Annotated in this window: 24 protein-coding genes; 15 read left to right on the top strand and 9 right to left on the bottom strand. The window is 57.9% G+C overall.

The annotated features are described in order from the left end of the window. From CHN51_RS04780 to ruvB, 7 genes are all read left to right on the top strand, one after another. Entirely contained in the window at positions 1-333 is a 333-nt protein-coding gene (locus CHN51_RS04780) for a heavy metal-binding domain-containing protein (RefSeq protein WP_217271958.1), read from the top strand. Between the two features lie 23 nt (positions 334-356). Next, positions 357-1,106: a YebC/PmpR family DNA-binding transcriptional regulator gene (locus CHN51_RS04775; protein ID WP_100092998.1), complete on the top strand. Its 750-nt coding sequence runs from the start codon at positions 357-359 to the stop codon at positions 1,104-1,106. After that, a complete protein-coding gene (locus CHN51_RS04770; RefSeq protein WP_100092997.1) occupies positions 1,106-1,456 on the top strand; it encodes a DUF3147 family protein in 351 nt (116 codons plus the stop codon). Before CHN51_RS04775 ends, CHN51_RS04770 begins: the two co-directional genes overlap by 1 nt. Positions 1,457-1,471: 15 nt before the next feature. Continuing rightward, entirely contained in the window at positions 1,472-1,942 is a 471-nt protein-coding gene (gene ruvC, locus CHN51_RS04765) for a crossover junction endodeoxyribonuclease RuvC (protein ID WP_100092996.1), read from the top strand. Between the two features lie 204 nt (positions 1,943-2,146). Further along, the gene (gene ruvA / locus CHN51_RS04760; protein WP_100092995.1) at positions 2,147-2,752 is read left to right on the top strand and encodes a Holliday junction branch migration protein RuvA; all 606 of its coding nucleotides are present in this window, start codon (positions 2,147-2,149) and stop codon (positions 2,750-2,752) included. 330 nt (positions 2,753-3,082) lie between these two features. Next, entirely contained in the window at positions 3,083-3,406 is a 324-nt protein-coding gene (locus CHN51_RS04755; RefSeq protein WP_123906234.1) for a hypothetical protein, read from the top strand. After that, positions 3,403-4,437, top strand: coding sequence for a Holliday junction branch migration DNA helicase RuvB (gene ruvB, locus CHN51_RS04750; RefSeq protein ID WP_100092993.1), 1,035 nt, complete (start codon positions 3,403-3,405; stop codon positions 4,435-4,437). The genes CHN51_RS04755 and ruvB overlap by 4 nt, the downstream gene beginning before the upstream one ends. A gap of 166 nt (positions 4,438-4,603) precedes the next feature. On the opposite strand, the gene CHN51_RS04745 is transcribed toward ruvB, so the two are convergent. The 6 genes from CHN51_RS04745 to CHN51_RS04720 form a co-directional block, all read right to left on the bottom strand. After that, positions 4,604-6,052 (bottom strand): carotenoid oxygenase family protein, encoded by a 1,449-nt coding sequence (locus tag CHN51_RS04745; RefSeq protein WP_240616861.1) that lies wholly within the window; start codon positions 6,050-6,052, stop codon positions 4,604-4,606. Between the two features lie 11 nt (positions 6,053-6,063). Further along, complete coding sequence (gene dapD / locus CHN51_RS04740; RefSeq protein WP_100092991.1) at positions 6,064-6,900, bottom strand: 2,3,4,5-tetrahydropyridine-2,6-dicarboxylate N-succinyltransferase; 837 nt, start codon at positions 6,898-6,900, stop codon at positions 6,064-6,066. Beyond that, positions 6,897-7,580, bottom strand: coding sequence for a pyrimidine 5'-nucleotidase (locus CHN51_RS04735; protein WP_100092990.1), 684 nt, complete (start codon positions 7,578-7,580; stop codon positions 6,897-6,899). The genes dapD and CHN51_RS04735 overlap by 4 nt, the downstream gene beginning before the upstream one ends. 49 nt (positions 7,581-7,629) lie before the next feature. Further along, a complete protein-coding gene (gene dxs, locus CHN51_RS04730) occupies positions 7,630-9,558 on the bottom strand; it encodes a 1-deoxy-D-xylulose-5-phosphate synthase (protein WP_100092989.1) in 1,929 nt (642 codons plus the stop codon). Positions 9,559-9,655: 97 nt separating this feature from the next. Beyond that, complete coding sequence (locus tag CHN51_RS04725; protein WP_100092988.1) at positions 9,656-10,114, bottom strand: transcriptional repressor; 459 nt, start codon at positions 10,112-10,114, stop codon at positions 9,656-9,658. Positions 10,115-10,160: 46 nt separating this feature from the next. After that, on the bottom strand, positions 10,161-10,529 hold the full coding sequence (locus tag CHN51_RS04720) for a MerC domain-containing protein (RefSeq protein WP_100092987.1): 369 nt from the start codon (positions 10,527-10,529) through the stop codon (positions 10,161-10,163). A 216-nt stretch (positions 10,530-10,745) separates the two neighbouring features. On the opposite strand from CHN51_RS04720, the gene CHN51_RS04715 reads away from it, so the two are divergent. The 4 genes from CHN51_RS04715 (at position 10,746) to rpsI (ending at position 14,465) form a co-directional block, all read left to right on the top strand. Further along, on the top strand, positions 10,746-12,197 hold the full coding sequence (locus tag CHN51_RS04715; protein ID WP_100092986.1) for a hypothetical protein: 1,452 nt from the start codon (positions 10,746-10,748) through the stop codon (positions 12,195-12,197). Positions 12,198-12,258: 61 nt separating this feature from the next. After that, positions 12,259-13,293 carry a COX15/CtaA family protein gene (locus CHN51_RS04710; protein ID WP_206169980.1) on the top strand — a complete coding sequence of 345 codons (1,035 nt, stop codon included), beginning with the start codon at positions 12,259-12,261 and terminating at the stop codon, positions 13,291-13,293. Between the two features lie 153 nt (positions 13,294-13,446). Continuing rightward, positions 13,447-13,926 (top strand): 50S ribosomal protein L13, encoded by a 480-nt coding sequence (gene rplM, locus CHN51_RS04705; protein ID WP_100092984.1) that lies wholly within the window; start codon positions 13,447-13,449, stop codon positions 13,924-13,926. Then, positions 13,926-14,465, top strand: coding sequence for a 30S ribosomal protein S9 (rpsI, locus tag CHN51_RS04700; protein WP_100092983.1), 540 nt, complete (start codon positions 13,926-13,928; stop codon positions 14,463-14,465). Before rplM ends, rpsI begins: the two co-directional genes overlap by 1 nt. Positions 14,466-14,519: 54 nt before the next feature. Here the strand turns inward: rpsI and CHN51_RS04695 are convergent, their stop codons facing one another. Then, complete coding sequence (locus CHN51_RS04695; RefSeq protein ID WP_100092982.1) at positions 14,520-15,863, bottom strand: lipopolysaccharide biosynthesis protein; 1,344 nt, start codon at positions 15,861-15,863, stop codon at positions 14,520-14,522. Positions 15,864-16,110: 247 nt separating this feature from the next. On the opposite strand from CHN51_RS04695, the gene CHN51_RS04690 reads away from it, so the two are divergent. From CHN51_RS04690 to zapE, 4 genes are all read left to right on the top strand, one after another. Next, positions 16,111-16,980, top strand: coding sequence for an alpha/beta hydrolase (locus CHN51_RS04690; protein WP_164088984.1), 870 nt, complete (start codon positions 16,111-16,113; stop codon positions 16,978-16,980). A 104-nt stretch (positions 16,981-17,084) separates the two neighbouring features. Then, entirely contained in the window at positions 17,085-17,867 is a 783-nt protein-coding gene (locus CHN51_RS04685; RefSeq protein WP_100092980.1) for a succinate dehydrogenase iron-sulfur subunit, read from the top strand. Between the two features lie 21 nt (positions 17,868-17,888). Beyond that, a complete protein-coding gene (locus CHN51_RS04680) occupies positions 17,889-18,383 on the top strand; it encodes a PaaI family thioesterase (RefSeq protein ID WP_100092979.1) in 495 nt (164 codons plus the stop codon). Beyond that, a complete protein-coding gene (gene zapE, locus CHN51_RS04675) occupies positions 18,380-19,495 on the top strand; it encodes a cell division protein ZapE (protein ID WP_100092978.1) in 1,116 nt (371 codons plus the stop codon). Before CHN51_RS04680 ends, zapE begins: the two co-directional genes overlap by 4 nt. On the opposite strand, the gene CHN51_RS04670 is transcribed toward zapE, so the two are convergent. Together CHN51_RS04670 and CHN51_RS04665 are read right to left on the bottom strand one after the other, a co-directional pair. After that, on the bottom strand, positions 19,492-20,532 hold the full coding sequence (locus CHN51_RS04670; RefSeq protein ID WP_100092977.1) for a phosphotransferase: 1,041 nt from the start codon (positions 20,530-20,532) through the stop codon (positions 19,492-19,494). The genes zapE and CHN51_RS04670 overlap by 4 nt on opposite strands. Continuing rightward, complete coding sequence (locus CHN51_RS04665) at positions 20,529-21,623, bottom strand: hypothetical protein (protein ID WP_100092976.1); 1,095 nt, start codon at positions 21,621-21,623, stop codon at positions 20,529-20,531. Before CHN51_RS04665 ends, CHN51_RS04670 begins: the two co-directional genes overlap by 4 nt. Positions 21,624-21,912: the final 289 nt, after the last annotated feature.

The raw sequence follows: 21,912 nt of genomic DNA, 5'->3' as shown, positions 1-21,912 counted from the left end.
ATGACAGGCAGGATAATCGTCACCACCACCCCCTCGGTCGAGGGGCATGCGATTCGCGACTATCGCGGGATCGTCATCGGCGAGGTGATTGTCGGAGCCAATCTGTTCCGCGACCTGTTCGCCAGCATCACCGACATTGTCGGCGGACGCTCGGGCAAATATGAAAATGTCCTGAAACGCGCGCGCGATGAAGCGCTGGCGGAGATGGAAGCCGAAGCGGCGAAGGTCGGGGCCAATGCCGTGGTCGGCGTGGATCTTGACTATGAGGTCGTCGGCGAAAAGGGTTCAATGCTGATGGTATCCGCGTCCGGAACCGCGGTTGTTGTGGATTAAGCAAATCGGGAATTTGAGGTAAAATGGCAGGCCATAGTAAATTTAACAATATCAAGCATCGCAAGGGCGCTCAGGACAAGAAGCGTGCGGCGCAATTTTCGAAGCTCTCGCGCGAGATAACCGTGGCGGCCAAGTCCGGCATGCCGGACCCGGATTTCAACCCGCGGCTGCGGCTCGCGGTCAACAGCGCCAAGGCGGTGTCGATGCCGAAGGACAATATCCAGCGCGCGATCGAAAAGGCGTCGGCCAACGAAGGCGATGACTATAGCGAGATTCGTTACGAGGGTTTTGGGCCGGGTGGCGTGTCGCTGATCATCGAGACGCTGACCGACAATAATAACCGCACTTTTACCAATGTCCGTACCATCATGTCGCGAAATGGCGGCAATCTGGGCGAAAGCGGATCGGTTTCGCACGGTTTTGACCGGGTCGGCTATATTCAATATCCGGCCAGCGCCGGCGACGAGGAAACAGTCCTCGAAGCGGCAATGGAAGCGGGCGCGGAAGATATTTCTTCCGATGAGGACGGCCATGAAATCTGGACCGCGATGGAAGACCTGCACGAGGTCTCCGGAGCGCTCGAAAAGGCGCTCGGCGAAGCGGCCAGCGTGAAGCTGGCATGGCGCCCGACGGTTCAGGTCGAAGTCGACCAGGAGCAGGCGGAGACCTTGCTCAACCTGATCGATCTTCTGGAAGACGATGACGACGTCCAGACGGTCTGGGGCAATTATGACGTGTCCGACGAAATCATGGAAAAACTGAACGCCGGCTGATGTGGGAATTTGCCGCCAAGGCCGCTCTGGCAGGAGTGATCGTGGCTCTGGTGGCAACCATCGCCCAGCGCCAGCCCAGCTTCGGGGCGCTCGTCGCCTCGCTGCCCCTGATCTCGATATTGGGCATGGTCTTTCTCTGGTATGCGCGGCCTGACGCGGAAAATATGGCGCTGCACGCCGAGGCGACCTTCTGGTATGTGCTTCCATCTCTTCCAATGTTCCTGCTGATTCCGGTGATGCTGCGCAATGGTATCGGCTTCTGGTTGTCGCTGGGGACCGGATGCTTGCTGACGGTAAGCCTTTATATGATCATGGCTTTTGTTGGCCGGCGCATCGGTTTGCCAATCTGATGGGGCGGAGCTGAATTGATCATTCTCGGCCTCGATCCGGGTCTTGGCACCACCGGCTGGGGGGTGATTGTCGCGGACGGCAATCGCCTGTCCCATATCGCCAATGGCCAGATCAAGACCGACAGCAAAATGGCGATGGCCAGCCGTCTGCTCAAGCTCGATCTCGAGCTGACCGATCTGCTGCTGGAATATAAGCCGGATGCGGCAGCGGTCGAGGAAGTGTTCGTCAACAGCAATCCGCAGAGCACATTGAAGCTCGGGCAAGCGCGCGGCGTCGTGCTGCTCGGCGCTTCGCGCACGGGAATCGAAGTCGGCGAATATTCGGCGAAGACGGTCAAGAAATCCGTGGTGGGGGTCGGCAAGGCGGACAAGGACCAGGTGCAGGCGATGATCAAGATCCTGCTGCCCGGCGTGAAGCTGGCCGGCGCGGATGCCGCCGATGCGCTGGCGGTGGCGATCACCCACGCGCATCACCGGAAGAGATAGCGGAGCAAAGCACCGTTCGTCCTGAGCCTGTCGAAGGACCGGACTAATTTTTCGCGCACGAAGACACAAAGTCACGAAGACAAGTCCTAGGCACCAATCGCTTAGTGCCTTCGTGTCTTTGTGCGAGCTCCTATTTTGTAGCCCGCTTGCGCGGGGTAGAGAAAGAACACTGGATTGCGTGCCAAGTTAGTCTAAAACAACAATATGATCGCAAAACTGACCGGCACCATCGACGAAATCGGCACGGACAATATCGTGCTCGACGTAAACGGCGTCGGCTATCTGGTCTTCTGCTCGTCGCGCACCATCGGCGCGATTGGCGGCAAGGGCGATGGCGCGACCATCTATACCGAGATGCAGGTCAGCGAGACCGACATGCGGCTGATGGGCTTTGCCAGCGGCTCGGAGCGCGACTGGTTCCGCCTGCTGATCTCGGTACAGGGCGTCGGCGGCAAGGTGGCGCTGGCGATATTGTCGGCATTGGAACCGGGAGAAATTTCGCGGGCCGTGGCGACCGGCGACAAGGCGATGGTTTCGCGGGCGAACGGGGTTGGTCCGAAACTGGCGCTGCGGATCGTCAATGAGCTGAAAGACAAGGTCGGCGGCATTGCGACCGATCCGATTAGTGGAGCAGGCGGCGCGGTCCACGCGCCATCGAACAACAGCGCTGATGCGGTGAGCGCGCTGCAGAATCTGGGCTTCAAACCGGCGGATGCGAGCGCGGCCGTAGCGGCGGCGGATGCCGAGGTCGGCGATGGCGCGACACTCGATGCGCTGGTGCGGCTGGCGTTGAAGAAGGCGGCGCGGTGAGCCTTTGCCTATTTTCAAAGTTCAAACTTTGTTGGTTGATGCGATTTTTTGAATTTGGACTCACAGTGTCGCTATTTTTTGCTTTGTTCCACTTTGGTTTTGAAATGGCGTTTTTAATAGCGTTTACATTCATCGTGCCGCTGATTAGCCCATTCGGTCGATGGGGATTTCCTGTACCGACATTGACCTATTATATTTTTCGATACTTTCGTTTCACAGAATGTTCATCATGTAACCACTCGATATTTAATGATTTTCCGGAGAATGGATATCAAGGGAAAGATTTCAGCTTCTCGCCTAATAAGTTCTGTGCAAACTGTGGGAACGATAATGACTGACCTTGATCGCCTCCAATTCCCAGAACACACAACTCGTCATGCTGAACTTGTTTTAGGGTCCATTCGTCCACGTTCGCAGTTTGCGAACGGGGTGCGAGGGATGCAAATGAATCAATGCAATCGCCATCACCCCGGCGAATTTGACGGCGTCGCTGTTATTGAATCACGCGAAGCCGCGAAGGCGCAAAGGGATCAGGACTTGCCGCACTATCTTCGCGCCTTCGCGGATTCGCGCGAACTATTGTCCACTGGTGATACAAAGAACCGGGTTCCCGCTTTCGCGGGAATGACGGATGAGCTAGGTCACTTTGCATGAGTGAAGTTGAGAGCGAACGGATGGTTTCCAGCGAACGCAAGGTCGAAGACATCGACGCCGCCCTGCGTCCGAAAACGCTCGACGAATTTATCGGGCAGGAAGCGGCGCGCGGCAATTTGCGGGTGTTTATCGAGGCGGCCAAGGGGCGTAGCGAGGCGCTGGATCATGTGCTGTTCTTTGGGCCTCCTGGCCTCGGCAAGACCACGCTGGCACAGATCATTGCACGGGAACTGGGCGTTGGCTTTCGCGCCACTTCCGGGCCCGTCATCGCCAAGTCCGGCGATCTTGCAGCGCTGCTGACCAATCTTGAAGAAGGCGATGTCCTGTTTATCGACGAGATTCACCGGCTCAATCCGGTGGTCGAGGAAGTCCTCTATCCGGCGATGGAAGATCGCGCGCTCGATCTGATCATCGGCGAAGGCCCCTCGGCGCGCTCGGTACGGATCGACCTGCCGCAATTCACCCTGATCGGCGCGACCACGCGCCAGGGCCTGCTGACCACGCCGCTGCGCGACCGTTTCGGCATACCGGTGCGGCTCAATTTCTATACCACCGAGGAACTGGAACAGGTCGTTCATCGCGCCGCGCGGCTTCTCGATCTCGATATTGCGCCCGATGGTGCCACCGAAGTGGCGCGCCGCGCACGGGGCACGCCGCGTATCGCCGGTCGCCTGCTCCGCCGGGTGCGGGATTTTGCCAATGTCGCGGGCACGAGACTGGTCGACCGGAAAATCGCTGATGAATCGCTCGTCCGTCTCGAAGTCGACAGCATCGGTCTCGACGCGATGGACCGGCGCTATCTCTACATGATTGCGGACGTCTACAAGGGCGGTCCGGTCGGTGTGGAGACGCTCGCTGCGGGCCTTTCGGAACCGCGGGACACGGTGGAGGAAGTGATCGAGCCCTATCTGATCCAGCTCGGCCTGATCGCCCGGACCGCGCGCGGCCGAACGCTGAATGATCGCGGGTGGAAACATCTCGGGCTGACGCCGCCTGCGGGGAAAGAGGTGGACGGAGAGTTGTTTGATTGACCATCATCCTCTCCCAACGGGAGAGGCAACAAGACTTGCTGCTTCAGCAGCTTAGTCGCAGTCGGTGAGGGGTTGAACTCTTCGAAGGTTCACGACCCCTCACCGAGTTCCACTAATCAGCAAGCTGATAAGTTCCACTTGCCTCTCCCTTTGGGAGAGGAGGAAGTTACTTCCCTATCTGCTCCGCCGAAGCCCATGTGGCATGGGTGCCGCTGCTGATCCGGTGCGGCAAGATGATCGTGCAGACCGGGCCCGCCGCAATATCCTGCGCGTCAATGATGATACATTCCGACCGGTCCTGCGCCATATCGGTGATGAAGCTGATCAGATAGCCGTCATCCTCTGACTGCGGATTTGCGCGCGGAATGAATGGCGCTTCCGATCCGAACCGCTGCTCGCCAAAACTCAGATGTTCCGCTTCGCCGGTCTCGAGATCATGCTTCGTCAGCCCGTTGAACAGGAACCAGCCCGGCTCGCCGGTGACGCTATAGACATAGCGATAGGGTTTGCCGGCGATCTGCTGGTTGATCATCCCGAATTCGACGGGATAGTCGTCGAACAATGTCTCCTCGCGGGTCTCGCCGGTTTTCAAATTGAAGCGCCAGCGGTGCAATTCGGGTTTGAAACTGTGCAGGTCGATGCTCGCGCCCATGCTTTCATAGCCCGCCGGGAAATCGGTCAGCGGTGCCGGCACCGGTTCATTCTGGAAATAGCCGTCGAGCACCACTTCATCGCCCTTTTCATAGGCATTGGTCCAGTGGAGGACGTAGGTTGGCTTCGCGTCGAACCATTTTATATCCTCCGGCTGGCCCATGCGCGGAATAATCCCGAAGCGGGTGGGCTCGTCGGGATGATAAGCGGGGATATAGAGATTCCGCTCGATCAGTTCCGGTTTCCAGTAGAGCGGGCAGTCGTTGAAAATGGCAAAATTCTCGGTGAACGCCATATCGTGCGGCAGGCGCGCGCCGGGCAGTTCGATGGACACAAAATGCTTGAGCGCATTGTCCGGCCCGACGACGCCATAATGGAGATAGGGCGCCGTGGTCGAATAGTTGAAGAACAGCAATTCGCCGGTGGCCTCGTCGACCTTCGGGTGAGCGGAAATGCCGTCCTCAGGAACCCAGTCCGCCGTGCCCAGCGTTTCGAGCGTTTCCGGATCGAGCCGATAGCCTTCACCGCATTGATAGAAGGTCGAGAGGATCGCGCCGGCGTGGACGACGACATCGGTAGAGCTGCTGTCCTTGACGCTGCCATGCGCGCCCCAGCCCCTGCGTTTTGAATCATCGGGCTTGCCCATGATCCCGACCCACAAAGGGCCGCCTTCTTCCTGCTCGGCCTCGAAGCCTTCGGTCCGGACGAAGCGGTTGCGATAGTGCGCCTTGCCGTTGCGCAGGCGGATCGTATGGATCATCCCGTCACCGTCAAAGGGGTGATATCGGCCGATGCTGTCGTGCACCGGATTCTCGGTGTTGCGGACATAGAGTCCGTCGATATCGGCCGGAATCGTCCCGATTATCTCGAGTGCATCTGTGTCCAGTTCCTCGAAAACCGGAGTCCAGGCACCGTTGCGATAGGGGTGGTCATTCGGTTCCAGCGTTACCTTCACCTGATCCACCCCCGCCGCCATCAGTCGCGCAGCAATTCGTTGATACCGGTCTTGGACCGGGTCTGCGCGTCGACCGTTTTGACGATTACGGCGCAATAGAGCGACGGCTGCGGCGCGCCATCAACAGCGACCTTTGGCGGCAATGTGCCCGGCACCACGACCGAATAAGGCGGGACTTCGCCCATCCATATCTTGCCAGTGTCGCGGTCAACGATCTTGGTCGACGCGCCGAGATAGACGCCCATCGAAAGCACCGCACCCTCGCCGACGCGAACGCCTTCGGCGACTTCCGACCGTGCGCCGATAAAGGCGCCATCCTCGATGATCACCGGATCAGCCTGCAGCGGTTCCAGCACGCCGCCGATGCCGGCGCCGCCGGAAATATGCACATTCTTGCCGATTTGCGCGCAGCTGCCGACGGTAGCCCAGCCATCGACCATCGATCCTTCGTCGACAAAGGCGCCGATATTGACGAAGCTGGGCATCAGAACGACGCCTTTGCCGATGAAGGCGCCCTGCCGGACCACGGATCCCGGGACCGAGCGGAAACCGGCTTCGCGGAAACGGTTTTCACCCCATCCGGCAAATTTGCTGGGAACCTTGTCCCAGTGATTGGCGCCGCCGGGGCCATCAATGACCTTGTTGTCGTTCAGCCGGAAGGAGAGCAGCACCGCTTTCTTGAGCCACTGGTTGACGACCCACTGGCCGTCTTTTTTCTCGGCGACCCGGCCGCTGCCATTGTCGAGCATGGCAAGCGCCGCATCCACGGCATCGCGGACCTCGCCCTGCGTTGTCAGGCCGAGGGATTCCCGTTTGTCCCAGGCGTCGTCGATGATGGTCTGCAATGCTGCGGTCATGTCGGTGTTTCTTCCTTCGCTTTGTGGAGGCTGGTGACCCAGCTCTCCAGATCTGTAATTTCGTGGTCAATATAGGCGGGATCATGCTCGCGGCCAGCCCATTCTGCGCCGGTGTTGATCCACACGGTGGTCATGCCCAAATCTTTTGCCGGGCGCAAATTGCGGGCCATGTCTTCGACGAACAGGGCGCGGGTCGGGTCGATGCCGGTGGCGGCGATCATGCTTTCATAAGCAGCCGGCTTGGGCTTGGGGACGAGGCCGGTGTCCAGGATGTCGTGCATCTGGTGAAACAGGCCGTCGAGCCCGCGCTTTTCCAGCACCCGCTGGGCATAGGGCCGGTCTGCGTTGGTAAAGACCAGTTTTTCACCGGGCAGCGCGGCAATGGCATCGCGAACGAGAGGGGCAGGTGCCAGGCGATCCATATCGATATCGTGGACGAAATCGAGAAAATCATTAGGGTCGGTGCCATGATTGTGCATCAGCCCGGCGAGCGTGGTGCCATGATCGTGGAAAAATTCCTTCTGGATCCTCCGCGCCTCGACGGGATCGCAATCCAGCGCCCGGGCGATATATTCGCCCATCTTGATATCGATCAGCGCGAACAGATCACACTCGACCGGATAGAGAACATTGTCGAGATCGAAAATCCAGTGATCGATATGGGAAAATTGCGGTGGCATGCCGAAGCGACTAAACACCGTTTCCCGCAATCACAAGCAGCAATATCGGTTAGGCTCGGACCCCCGTATCCTCGACATTTGCACTATTGTGCCGCAGCGCTTTCAGCACCGTATCGACAATACCATCCGCATCCAGTCCCGCTTCGGCATATTGGAGATCCGGCTTGTCTTGATCCTGAAACACATCAGGCAAGCGCATCGTGCGGATTTTCAGGCCCGCGTCGGTCAGACCATTGTCTGATGCATAGGTCAAAACATGCGCGCCGAGACCACCAACCGATGCTTCCTCTATGGTGACTGCGACTTCGTGGGTTGTCAGCAATTTGCGGATCAGTTCCTCGTCCAGAGGTTTGGCAAAGCGCAGATCGGCGACGGTTGTGCTGAGCCCCTTGGCTTCGAGCCGCTCCGCGGCCTTCTTGGCTTCTTCCAGCCGCGCGCCGAGCGACAGGATCGCAACCTTGCTGCCCTGTTTGACGATCCGGCCCTTGCCGATTTCCAGCCGTTCGAGCTTTTCCGGAATCGGAACGCCGGTGCCATTGCCGCGCGGATAGCGGAAGGCGATCGGGCCACTGTCGTGCAGCGCGGCGGTATAGGTCATATGCGCCAGTTCCGCTTCATCGGCGGCGGCCATCACCACCATATTGGGCAGGGTCGCCAGATAGGTGACGTCGAACGATCCGGCGTGGGTGCTGCCGTCTGCGCCAACCAGACCGGCCCGGTCGATGGCGAAGCGCACCGGCAGATTCTGGATCGCCACGTCATGGACAACTTGGTCATAGGCGCGTTGCAGGAATGTGGAATAAATGGCGCAAAACGGCCGCATGCCCTGCGCGGCCAGACCGGCTGCGAAAGTAACGCCATGCTGTTCGGCAATGCCGACATCAAAGGCCTTGTCGGGATGCGCCTTGGCGAATTTGTCGACACCGGTGCCCGAGGGCATGGCTGCGGTAATCGCGCAGATACGGGAATCGCTGTCGGCCAGCTTGGCAAGGGTTTCGCCAAAGACATTCTGATAGGCCGGCGGTCCGCCACCGGGCCCCTTGTTCTGCTTGCCGGACACCACATCAAATTGGGCGACGCCGTGATATTTGTCAGCGGCTTCCTCGGCAAATTTATAGCCTTTGCCCTTTTCTGTGACCACGTGAACCAGGCAAGGTCCCTCCGCCGCGTCGCGCACATTTTCCAGCACGGGAATCAGATGCTCCAGATTATGCCCGTCAATCGGACCAACATAATAAAAGCCCAGTTCTTCAAACAAAGTCCCGCCCATGGTCATGCCGCGGGCAAATTCGTCGGTCTTGCGCGCTGCGTCGTGCAGCGGTTTTGGCAGCTTGCGGGCAATACGCCGCGCCAACTGGCGCACGCCGAGAAATTCGCGGGACGAAACAATTCTGGCAAGATAGGCCGACAGGCCGCCGACCGGCGGTGCAATCGACATGTCATTGTCGTTGAGAATGACGACCAGCCGGTTGCCGGCCGCCTCGGCATTGTTCATCGCTTCATAGGCCATGCCGGCGCTCATCGCGCCGTCACCGATCACGGCAATGCCGCGCCCGGGCTTGTCGTTCAGCTTGTTGGCAATGGCGAAGCCGAGCGCCGCGCTGATCGAGGTCGAGCTATGCGCAGCGCCGAAAGGATCATATTCGCTTTCCGAACGCTTGGTAAAGCCGGAGAGACCGCCGCCCTGACGCAGGGTCCGGATCCGGTCGCGGCGACCGGTGATGATCTTGTGCGGATAGCATTGATGGCCGACGTCCCAGATCAGGCGGTCTTCCGGCGTATTGAAAACATAATGGATCGCCGTGGTCAGTTCGACAACGCCGAGGCCGGCGCCCAGATGACCACCGGTCGTGGACACGGTGTCGATGACTTCGGCGCGCAATTCGTCGGCAAACTGGCGGAGTTGCGCGGGCTTCAATTTGCGCAGATCGGCCGGGAAGGAAACATCATCCAGCAATGGTGTATTCGAAACTGGCATATTCACTCCCTGTTTGTTTCCAGTTCTAACGGCATTGCCATGCGCTGTCGAACTTTCAGCAGGCTGCTTGTTAACATTTGCTGACAATCGGATCGGCTCAAGTGCATTTCTGGCAAATGCCACGCACCTCGATCACCGGCCGGATGGAACTGAATCCCTGGTTTTTTGCGACCTTGCGCACTTGCTGGGACAGGGGGTCGTCGTCGATATGGGTGGCCTCGCCACAGCTGTCGCAGACCAGGAAAATACAGTCATGCTCGCAACCGGGATGGCTGTTGGCGAGATAGGCATTGGCGCTTTCGATCCGCATCGCGAGATTGTTCGCCACGAACAGGTCGAGTATCCGGTAGACGCTGTTCGGGGCAACCCGCTTGCCGCGTGCGCTAGAGACGAGCTCAGCGATGTCATAGGCCGACGCCGGGCGCGAGAATCCGGCCAGTGCCTCGAAGATGGCGGCGCGCGTATTGGTCCATTTTTCTCCGGATTTCTCCAGATTGGTGCGCGCTGCGTCGGCTAAGGATTCGCCGTGATGCTCATGATGATCATGTTTTCCCATAAGGACAATTTAGGGATGTTTCGCCGCGAGGGCAATGGGCAGCAGCTCAATGGGTGGCGCGGTAGTTCAGGTCATGGGCCAGGGCCAGCAAACCGACGCCCAGCATGGTGTAGAGAACCTCGCGGCCGTCATGACCGCTGTCATGGCCAAGGGTGATCGCGCCCATCATCATGCCCAGTCCCAGACTGCCGATCGCAACCGGCATGATATAGCCATGGTCGAGCACGCCGCGGCCCAGGGCGAAGAAGCCCAGGGCAATAGCTATTCCCAGCCCGATTTCATGGACCAGCGGATTGAGGAACATACCGCCCGCCGAGGACAGGAGCGCGACAAAGGCAATGGTTGCGACACAATGCGCCAGGCACAGACCGGAAATGAGCACGGCGATACGGTCCCACAGGCCATCCCTGACCATCAGACCGTTTCTGTCCCAGAATTTCGCTGTCGTAAACACGACTCACTGTCTCGCTTATTGTTTGTGTGTGATGGATATAGGAGCAAGCTTGTTAAGATACAACATATCATTTTGCGGGAGGAGATAAATTGATGTGAGCTTTGGGTCAGCGCCAGATATCTGAGCATGCCGTTCCGAAAAGGAAATCCGGCAAATGACCAGTAGGCTTGGCTGACCGTGACGGAAGTCACGCACAATGTGCAGAACACAGAATTAGAGTCGCAGAACAGATTAACGCTGGAGGCGGCTATGCAGGACGGGGAATCGAAAAATCTAATCTATAGTTTTCTACTGGAAACAAAAAAGAACGGACCGCTAAGATTTGGAGCTTTTTTGTGCTTTGCGGGATGGTTGTTCTTTTTTATCGCTACCGTTTATCTGATTCTACCGTCCGAACGCGCTGCTATTTCCGATGAAGCTCTCGCGGTTTATGCGGCTATGATGCTGCTATTGGGTCTGTGCTTGTTGACAGGTTTCTTGTTTTTCAATTCCCAAGTTGCGTTCACCAACCCTCCAGACCAGTGGCGAAGCAAGATTCCGGGACTCGATATAGCCGCGCTGGGAGCCGCCATTCCCTCTGGCCTTTTGTCATTCTATATTTTGATCGGATTGGTGAATGCTTATCCGGAGGACACGCTTCCGGATAGTCAATTTGCAGTAACTATTCCGCTGCCGGCAGAAAAAATTCCACCGCAGGGAACTGATGCCGGAGCCCGTCATGCGGTCATGTTTTGGACTGTCGACCCATTGGAAAGTTCCCCTCACGAAGGTCTGGCCAAAATGGTTGTCGCTTGTATTCTCGTTATGGGATTTGGTTTGATTTACCCACGATTGGGTTCGGAAGCTGATAATGACAAGGGGCTGATGCAGGGATTGGTGATTCCGTTTATCGGGACGATCCTATTCGGAGCCGGCGCGGTTGAGCATGCAGATGCAGAAGAGCTTAGAAATGATGTGAAGCTGCTGAAGCACGATCTGCCTCCGGTCAGGAACATTTTGGATGGCAAGCGGGAAATATACATTACCAACATCAACGAGCTCTCTCCTATCGGGCTGAGACAGATGCAAAGCTCTCTCAAGTCCTTGTCGACGAAATTTGCGAAAACCGACTTCTCGGAAAAATCGGATATACGTCTCGTAAAAGGCGATGTCGAAACGCTTCGCGGAGAATTGCGAGTGGTTCAGAAAACAATCGATGCTATTCCGAACTTGAGGATCGTTACTGCAGTGGATCCCAAAAACGACGTGCTCGCTGCATTAAAAAAATCGATTGATTCGATTCATTCGCAAACGAAGCAGGTGTCCCAAGAGACGACGAGACTTACAAATGATTTTGCAACTCTCAACGTTTCTCAGAAAAACTGGTTTTGCGCTCTTATGCGCGAGCGAGTGGTGATGGCGGAAAACGACACCAAACGCTGGAGGGTCAGCGCAGAAAATTTGGATCGTGATGCGGAGAGGAACCTTCTTGAGAATATTGTCGTCGGGATAGTTGGTGAAAGCAAACGCGAAAATTCCAGACGCAGGGAGATCGATTATCCAATGAGTGGAGATGCGCGATTCAAAGAAATAATGTCATACTGTGGTTTGGAAACAACTGAAGTCCGCAAGGTCACAACGGCAAAATAGAAAGAGAAAATTGAATCGGCTGCTTGATTGTTCGCAATCCTGACGCGATATATCCGCGTCGATGCCCTCACATTTAACTTCCGCCCGGATTCGCCCCGTCGCCCTATCCAACTGGCTCTATTCCGTCGCCTTTCTGGTATTCATCATGGTTGTCGTCGGCGGGATCACCCGGTTGACCGAATCGGGCCTCTCCATAACCGAATGGAAGCCGGTGACCGGCGCGCTACCGCCGCTGAGCGAAGCGGACTGGTTGTCAGAATTCGAAAAATATAAACAGATTCCCGAATATCTCGAGATCAACGGGCCCGCTGGCATGACGCTGGCAGACTTCAAATTCATCTATTTCTGGGAATGGGTGCACCGGCTGCTCGGGCGTTTGATCGGCGTGGCCTTTGCGCTGCCGCTGCTGTGGTTCGCGGTGAAGCGGGCGATTCCGTCCGGTTACGGCTGGCGTCTGGTGGCTTTGCTGGCGCTTGGCGGATTGCAGGGCACGATCGGCTGGTGGATGGTCAGTTCCGGCCTCAGCGAGCGGACCGATGTCAGCCATTTCCGGTTGGCGGTCCATTTGCTGACTGCGCTTTTCATATTGGGCGGGCTGGTCTGGACGGCGCTTGACTTGCGGCAGCTGGCCGCCGGCCGGCCAAAGCCCTCGCGTCTGACCGGTTTTGGACTGGCGACGATAGCTGTTCTGTTTGTCCAGCTTCTGTTCGGCGCTTATACTGCGGGTCTGGACGCCGGCTATGTATCGAGCAGCTGGCCGCTGATGAACGACTATTTCATCCCAGGCGGGATTGATTGGGGAACGGGCATCTGGAATGCGCTCAATAACGACCCCTATCTGATCCATTTCATTCATCGCTGGTGGGCCTGGGTCGCTGTTGGCTTTCTCGTAGTCCTCGCCCGGAAGGTCCGGCCCATCGACCGCAGGGCGTCGATCGCCATCCACACTGCCTTCGGAATCCAGATATTGCTTGGGATTGCGACCGTCATGACGGGGATCAATATTCATCTTGCGGTGCTGCATCAGGCCGTCGGGGCACTGGTCGTCGCATCCTGCACGTGGGGCGTACATTTGACCGGTCGCTCGCAGGCCTAAAAGAGGCTGCGGTAATATTATACCCTCCAGCAAAGCCCCGCTTTCGCTTGACTTGCGGAAAAAACAACGCCAATAGCGCCGCAGTCGGCCGGAACCTCGAGTCCGGCTTTTATCATTTCTGAATCTATCCACTCTCCAAGAAGGAGCCACCCCATGAAGGGTATCACGAAACAGACACAGTCGGCCAAGCCAGCTGATGTCGAAAAGAAATGGCATATCATTGATGCCGAAGATCTGGTCGTTGGCCGGGTTGCATCGATTATCGCCAATATCCTGCGCGGCAAGCACAAGCCAAGCTACACCCCTCATGTGGATTGCGGCGACCATGTCATCGTGATCAACGCCGAGAAGGTGAAGTTCACCGGCAACAAGACCAAGCAGAAAACCTATTACAAGCACTCCGGCCATCCCGGCGGCATCAGCGGCACGACCGCGGAAAAGGTCCTCGAAGGCCGCTTCCCCGAGCGCGTCATGGAAAAAGCTGTCGAGCGGATGATCCCCAAGGGTCCGCTTGGTTTCGCCCAGATGCGTGCATTGCACGTTTTTGCCGGTACCGAGCATCCGTATAACGGCCAGAACCCGGTGGCGCTCGACGTCGCTTCGATGAACCGTAAGAACAAGGTGGGCGCATAATGTCTGACGTAAAAACCGATCTCGCTGATCTTAAAGATATCGCTGGCCCGGCTGTGGTCGATGCACCGGCTGCTGCTGAAGCGGACGCCGAAACCGTAGCCGCTGAGCCTCCCGTCTCCACCATGCCTTTGCGCGAGCAGGAGCTGGACAAATATGGCCGTGCCTATGCAACCGGTCGCCGTAAAGACGCGGTTGCCCGTGTTTGGCTGAAGCCCGGCAAGGGCAAGATCACGATCAACGGTCGTGACCAGGAAACCTATTTCGCTCGCCCGACCCTGCGTCTGGTGCTCAACCAGGTTTTCGCGATCACCGAGCGCGAAGGTCAATATGACGTGGACGTTACGGTTAAAGGCGGCGGTCTTTCCGGACAGGCCGGTGCGGTCAAGCACGGCATTTCGCAGGCCCTGACCAAATATGAACCGGCTTTGCGGTCGGCCGTGAAGGCAGAAGGCTTTCTTACCCGTGACAGCCGTAAGGTTGAACGTAAGAAATACGGTAAGGCAAAAGCGCGCAAGAGCTTCCAGTTCTCCAAGCGTTAAGCGAAACCAAATCGAATTGCGAAAAAGGCGGCCTGCGGGTCGCCTTTTTTATGCTTATCGCAATTTGCGGACCGGTTGCCGGGGTTTGCTGATCACCGCCCGGCTCGACGCGAGCAGGATGATGCTGGTCAATATGGCGGAGATCAGCATGGCCCAGGCCGCGCCGATTGTACCGAATCGAGGCAGTGAAAACGCCATGAGCAGCCCAAGCGCGATCAGACCAACCAACCGAATCAGAAGCGCATTTCTGGCTCTGCCCGCAGCCTGAAGCAGCGGTTCCAGACCCAGCCCCGCCAGACTGATGATGGTCGCGGCTCCCAGCAGCAGCAATAGAGGGAAGGCGGCGAGATATTCGGGGCCTGAAATCAGGCTGATGATCTGTTCCCCTAGCAGCAGCAAGCCGAGGAAAAGGACGCCGCCGCTGAGCGCCGAAACCCGCAGGGACCGCCAGAACAAGGCTCTGGATTTGCGCGATTGTCCGATAGCGAAAAGGCGGGACAGTTCGGAAAAAAGCGGACGGGCGAATACTTCCGCGAGCCGGTTTAGGCTGTTGGCGATCTGGTCGGCCAGACGGAACAGGCCGGCAGCGGCCGGGCCGACAAAGAAACCGACGATGACAACCACCAGCCGTTCTCGGATCACGCTGATCAGATAGGCGAGATTGGTGAACAAGAGAAATGCCGCAAATTCCCGGCGGCCTGGCGCCGGCACGGGCAGGCTGGTTGCGCTGCGAAGGGATTGATTCTGTTCCTGTCTGCGCCAGACCATCAGCCACATCACCATGAAGCTAACAAATTCGGAAAGCCCCCAGACGATCAGGAATCCGGTCATCGACGGCCGGGTCAGGAACAGGGCGAGCGCTCCGGTAAAGCGGATGACCGGAATGATGGCATCGCCGAAAGCGTTGCCGCCGAACCGGTCCTGCGCCCGCAATATACCGGTCGGCGTCGAGCGGACCGCCAGAAAAACAATCAGGCCATAGCCCATGACAGCCTGTTCGACCGGTTCGTTCCAGCCAAATTGGGTCGCGCCATAAGGGAGCAACAACCATAAGGTGGCACATGCGATCAGCCCGCCAGTCAGTTCAATCCAGAAGCTTTGCGCCGACAATTTTCTGAAGGCCTGATGCTGGCCGGCGAGCAGATAGGGCACGCCAAATTGCACGACCGCCTGCCAGGTCTGCAGTTTCAGAACTGCCGACAAGACCTGTACGGCGCCGACGATGATCATGAATTCGCCAAAGCCGGCAACCCCCAAAGTGCGGGTCAGTATCGCGAGATAGAAGATGCTAAGGATCGCGCCGATTCCCTTGGCGGAGAACAGCCAGCTGCTGTTGCGGAACACGCGGACCAGCGAATCCTCGCTGCTGAACCAGCTGGAGAGCCTATTTTCCGACACAGATCTCTACTTTTCCCATTTACCACCAGACGGTTGAGCTCCTCTTTATCGCAAAATGCGGCATTTTCTATCTCTCTATTGTCGACCGGCTTGACGAGCGACCATTTCGCTTAGCGCTCGGGCAAAAAAATAGGCGCAGACTGATGAGTAACTGCCCCGGCGGTGCTTCGCCATTGCTCTGCCGACCGGAGCGCCATTGCCAGCGTCAGAGCTGCTGGCTAAGGCCTGGTGTATGAAATGGCTTGTCATGATTGCGATAATTATCCTCGCTTGCGGGGGCTTTGCCTTGTGGTTCCTTGCGCAGCCGGGGCCGAAGCAACTGGATATGGTCAATAATATCGTCCCGGGCGACAGCGATGCCCGGCTGCTGGTGCAGGACCAGTCCTATGACGACGAGCTGGGTCTGGGGCTCAATATCTGGACCCCGGAAACCCTAGCGGACGAACCGCTGCCGGTTGTCGTTTTCATCTACGGCGGCGGCTGGCGCGCCGGGGCGAAGGATCAATATGCCTTTGCCGGGCGGGCGCTGGCCAATCGCGGCTATATGGTGGTCCTTCCCGATTACCGGCTGTTTCCCAACACCCGTTTTCCCGGCTTTCTGGAAGACAGCGCAAAGGCATTGGCCTGGGTGCACGACAATATCGCGACGCACGGAGGTGATCCGGAGAGAATATTCCTGTCCGGCCAGTCCGCTGGCGCCTATAATGCGATGATGCTCGCGCTCGACCGGCAATGGCTTGGTCGAGAGGGTAAATCTCCGGATCTCATCAGGGGCGTGGCAGCGCTGGCCGGACCCTATGATTTCTATCCGTTCGATTCCGAAACCACGAAGCAGAGCTTTGGCGAATATCCCGATCCGGAAATGACCCAGCCAGTCAATTTTGTCCGGGCGGATGCGCCGCCGCTCTGGCTGTCCAGCGGCAGCAACGACACCCAGGTGAGACCACGCAACAGTAAGATATTGCGCGACCGGATTCTTGCGGCGGGCGGGGATGCGGAATATGTCGAATATCCCGATATCGACCATCTCGAGATCATGATGGCGTTGGCCAAGCCGTTTCGTCACAAGGCCCCGGTGCTTGACGACATGGTCGCCTTTTTCGACCACCACCGGTGATTGCAGGAATTGGAAGCCTCCTAGTCTTTTTTGCAGTGCAAAACGGTTGAGATAGCTGCACTTCTTGGTTATGCCGATCCGCAGAACAAGGGAATCCGACAGACATGGCTACTTTCACGCTCCCCAAGAATAGCAAGATCCGCAAGACGGGCGAGTTGCATCAAGCGCTGACCAGCGGGAAAAAGCGACCGTTCAAAGTCTATCGCTATGATCCGGACAAGGGCGAGAACCCGCGCTACGACACGTTCGAAATCGACACCGACGATTGCGGGCCGATGGTGCTGGATGCGCTGATCAAGATGAAGTCGGAACAGGATGCCACGCTGACCTTCCGCCGGTCCTGCCGCGAAGGAATCTGCGGATCCTGCGCGATGAACATCAATGGCAAAAACGGCCTGGCCTGCACCACCGCGATCGAGGATTGCGGTAGCAAGGTGACGATCACGCCGCTGCCGCATATGGAAGTGATCAAGGATCTGGTCCCTGATTTCACCCATTTCTACGCGCAATATGCCTCGATTCAGCCCTGGCTGAAAACGGTCACGCCGACGCCTTCGGGCAAGGAGCGGCTGCAATCACCGGAAGACCGCAGCAAGCTGGACGGGCTGTACGAGTGCATCCTCTGTGCGTGCTGCCAGACCAGCTGCCCCAGCTACTGGTGGAACAGCGACAAGTTCCTTGGCCCCGCTATCCTGCTGCAGGCCTATCGCTGGCTCGCCGACAGCCGCGATGAAATGACCGGTGAGCGACTCGATGAACTGGAAGATCCGTTCCGGCTCTATCGCTGCCACACGATCATGAATTGCGCCAATGCCTGCCCCAAGGGCCTGTCCCCGGCCAAGGCGATTGCCGAAATCAAGAAGATGACCGCCTCGCGCGAAGTCTGATTCGAAAGCCGGCGCCCATTCATGTCTGAAGCAGAGCGCAATTTTGTCATCAGCGAGCCCGATCCGGACTTTCCGGACTGGAAGATATGGCAGCTGAACGATCCCGATTGCTATAACAGCTTTCTGGGAAAGATGATTGTCCGGCGGGGCGGCGACGGAATCGATGACGCTATCGCCCGGGTGCGCATGTTTCCCGAGCGCAAGCACCGTAATCTCGGCGATGCGGTCCATGGCGGAACGATGATGGGCTTCATCGACTGTTCGCTGTTTGCCGCGATGCGGGTGCTCGACCTCGGGCCGTCGGGCTACGCCGTCACACTGGAATTGCAGACGCATTTTATCGGTTCCGCTCGGATGGACGAGCCGCTCGAGGCGCAAGTAGAGATCACGCGCGAAACCGGGCGTTTCCTGTTCATGCGCGGACTGGTCGTGCAGGGCGACAAGGGCCAGGACAATATGGCCTCTTTCACCGCCATCGTGAAAAAGGCGCCGCGCCAGAAAACAGATTTGCAATGAGCAGCTTCTACCAGCGCTATCTGGATCTGATCGCACAAGGGGAACTGAAGCCCGATCCCGATCAGGAAGCCTGCGCCAAACGGCTTGCCCGTTTGCAGGAGGAGCTGGAAGCCGTGCCGCCACGCGGCAGCATATTGTGGCGGGCCTTCGGCAAGAAACCTGCGGCACCCCAGGGCATTTATATGTGGGGCGGGGTCGGTCGCGGCAAGTCGATGCTGATGGACCTTTTCTATAACAATCTCGGCATTCAGCGGAAGAAACGTGCCCATTTTCACGAATTCATGCTCGATGTACACGCCCGGCTCAATGAAGAGCGCAAGAAGGAACAGGGCGATCCGGTGATCCCGGTCGCCAAGGCACTGGCCAGCGAAGCACGATTTCTCGCCTTTGACGAAATGGTGGTCAACAACAGCGCCGATGCGATGATCATGTCGCGCCTGTTCACCGGTCTGGTCGAGGCCGGGGTGACCATTGTCACCACCTCCAACCGCCCGCCTGACGACCTCTATAAAAACGGTCTCAACCGCGAGCATTTCCTGCCGTTCATCGATCTGCTGAAGACCAGGCTCGATGTGATTTCGCTCAACGGCCCGACCGATTACCGGCGGGAAAGACTGGGCGATGTCGATCTGTGGCATGTGCCCAATGGCGAGGCCGCGACAAAAGCGCTGAGCGAAGCCTTTTTCCGCCTGACCGACTACCCGCCGGAAGACCGCGCGCATGTGCCGTCGGCCGAGATAGAAGTGCAGGGCGGGCGGATGCTGACCGTCCCGAAATCGCTAAAGGGTGTCGGTGTCTTCTCGTTCAAGCGGCTTTGTGCGGAAGCGCGCGGGGCGCAGGATTATCTCGCGATCGCGCGGCACTATCATAGCGTGATCATTGTCGGCATTCCCGTGCTGTCCAAGGAGAATCGCAACGAGGCCGCGCGCTTCGTCACCCTGATCGACGCGCTATACGAATATCGGGTCAAGCTATTGGCCAGCGCGGACGCCGAACCGGATGCGCTCTATCCGGAAGGCGACGGTTCCTTCGAGTTCGAGCGCACCGCATCGCGGCTGCTCGAGATGCAATCCGATGCCTATCTGGCGCTCGGCCACGGGGCGGCGTCCTAGAGCAGGCTGAGGCTGTCCAGATCGATCGCCATTTGCGCGGGGCGTTCGGCCATGGCGGCGAACATCCTATCGCCGCGCTCGGTCTGTTCGACATGCAGCGAGGCGTTGATCGCCATCAGAAATCCGGAAAAGGCGTGGCGGCGATATTCGTCCCAGAAAATCTCGAAGGCCGGTGCATTTGATCGTCTCGACAGATAGTCTCTGACCAGTCTTTGTTCCTGATCCCGCCGCTCCGCCGGAACGGCAAAGCTGGTTCCGATCAGATAGGCCACATCATTGGCCGGGTTGCCGAGAGAGCAGGTCTGCCAGTCGACCAGCGCCGCGATCCGGCCATCGGCATGGAATAGGATGTTGTCGAGTCGCATATCCCCGTGGGTGACGGTCAGTTCTGGCGGTTCATGCGTAATATAGGAACCGATGCGGTCAACCAGCTCCTGTCCCAAGTCCAGTATTTCCGGCGAGAGCAGGGACGAGAATCGCTCGCGAAAGACCGGATAGCCGGTGGGCAGGCTGGACTCGAGAAACTGGCTGTTGCCGGTGCCATGATCCAACCATTTCAGGTTGTTGAACCCGCTGGCCGGTTGAAAATTGTGGAGAGCGGCGGCCTCCGCCAATGTTGTCTCCACCTGAACCAGTGACGCGCCGGCCAGCTGGTCGCCTTGCGAAGCAGGGGCCATGTCTTCCAGAAGCAGCACAAATTCCTGCTCATTTTCCGCGATGTCGGCATGGTAGGATTTCGGGCAGAGAGCGCTACAATTATCAGCAATATCCCGATACCAGCCCACTTCCATATCATAGAGATGGAAGATCGCTGCGGCGCCCCGGCTGACCGGATCGGCGCTCGGGCATTTGGCGATGAAGGTTTCCGGATGGCCTTCTTCCGCCCAGTCGCAGGTGAAGCGATAGCTGTCGCAAACCTGCCCAGTGCCGACCGGTTCATGGGTCAGCGATCGGAGCGATCCGGGAGTGGCAGCAAAAACCTTCTCGACGAAGGCGCTCTCAAATTCTTCGGGACGTACAGGGAAGCGACCGCTCATGCTGCCGGGTCCATGATGCCGGTCAGGCCACTGGTGGCGTGCGGGCCGATGAACAATTGTTCGACCACGCCAACGCCGCGATGTTCCGCGCCATCGACGGTGAGCACAGCATCGCTGAGCGCCTGGATATGGATGGTGGTCATGTCGATTGCCGGTGCGGGGTCGAGGGCGATGACATCATGGCCGACCTCGATCTCGCCATGATCCATGCCGTGGCCCCAGACCGGATGGAGATAGCCGAGGCCCGACATGTAGAATGTGCGCGCCGCGTCGCCGGTGCGCGGTGTGATCGAGAGCGACCCGGTGCCGGTTTCGAGCTGCACCTGTTTGATACGGCGGGAACCGGAATGATAGGTAAGATCGATGGCCTTGGGCTCGAACTCTTCGGCCGTTCCGGTGATCGTATCAACCACACCGCGCCGGTTCCACGGCACACCATCCCCGTCGTCATTGCTATGAAAGAAACAGGCGTGATTGTCGAAATTGAGCGGTGTCCAGAGCCACCAGAATTGCGGAAATTCGCCGGCTGGCGGAGGCTGCGACTCGGAGGCTCCGACCTGCCGGATGCCCCAGCTTCTGTCGCGGGTGCCGCGGCAATTGGCGGCATCGATATCCTGGCCATCGACGGTAATAATGCCCGACCAGTCGCCGCTTTGCGTCATTCTGGTATAGTCCATCATCAGCCGCGGACCTTCGCGTCGGATGAAGCGCGGTTCCTCGATTGGCTGGTGGCGGGCGGTGATAGTGATATCGGCGGTGACCGGACTGTCATTACCTGCCACCGTTATCCGCAGTTTCTCCAGCGGTTCGACGATGGTGACGGTGATCGGGCCGACCGTCAGGTCGAGCCTTTCGCTTCCCATTCTCTTGGAAGCCCGCAGATTATATTGCTTGCCGTCGATCGAGACGCAAAAGGCGGCGTCCATGATATCGAGCTGGGGGTAGATGCCGAGGGCTGCGGCAAAGAAGATGCTGCCGTCGGCGCTATAGCCGTTGAAGAAATAGCGGTCGTAGAAATTACGGTTGCCGCCCGATAAAGCCATTGGTTCCGGCGTCTGGTGCAGCGGATATTCGTCGCCTTTTGTCAGCATGTTGCATCCTCTTTTTCTTCGCATCATGCCATTTGAATTTCACTTTGCAACGCAAAAGAATGGAAGACTTGGAAGCATGTTTGGTCTTGATCGTCGTGCCAGCGCAGGCTGGCATCCAAACCGATCTATGGAGAGACTATCACTATTGGTTTTGGCCCCTGCCTGCGCAGGGGTGACGGTGATTTCCGATATATTCACTACACACTATTGCTACTGCGAACCAATTGCAAAGATAGCGGTCAAATTGGTGCTTTCTGCGGTTGAATTTGTCATAACAGGGGCCTAATCC

Source organism: Sphingorhabdus sp. YGSMI21, from assembly GCF_002776575.1.
Classification (GTDB): Bacteria; Pseudomonadota; Alphaproteobacteria; order Sphingomonadales; family Sphingomonadaceae; genus Parasphingorhabdus.
This window is presented reverse-complemented; position numbering and strand designations above follow the sequence as displayed.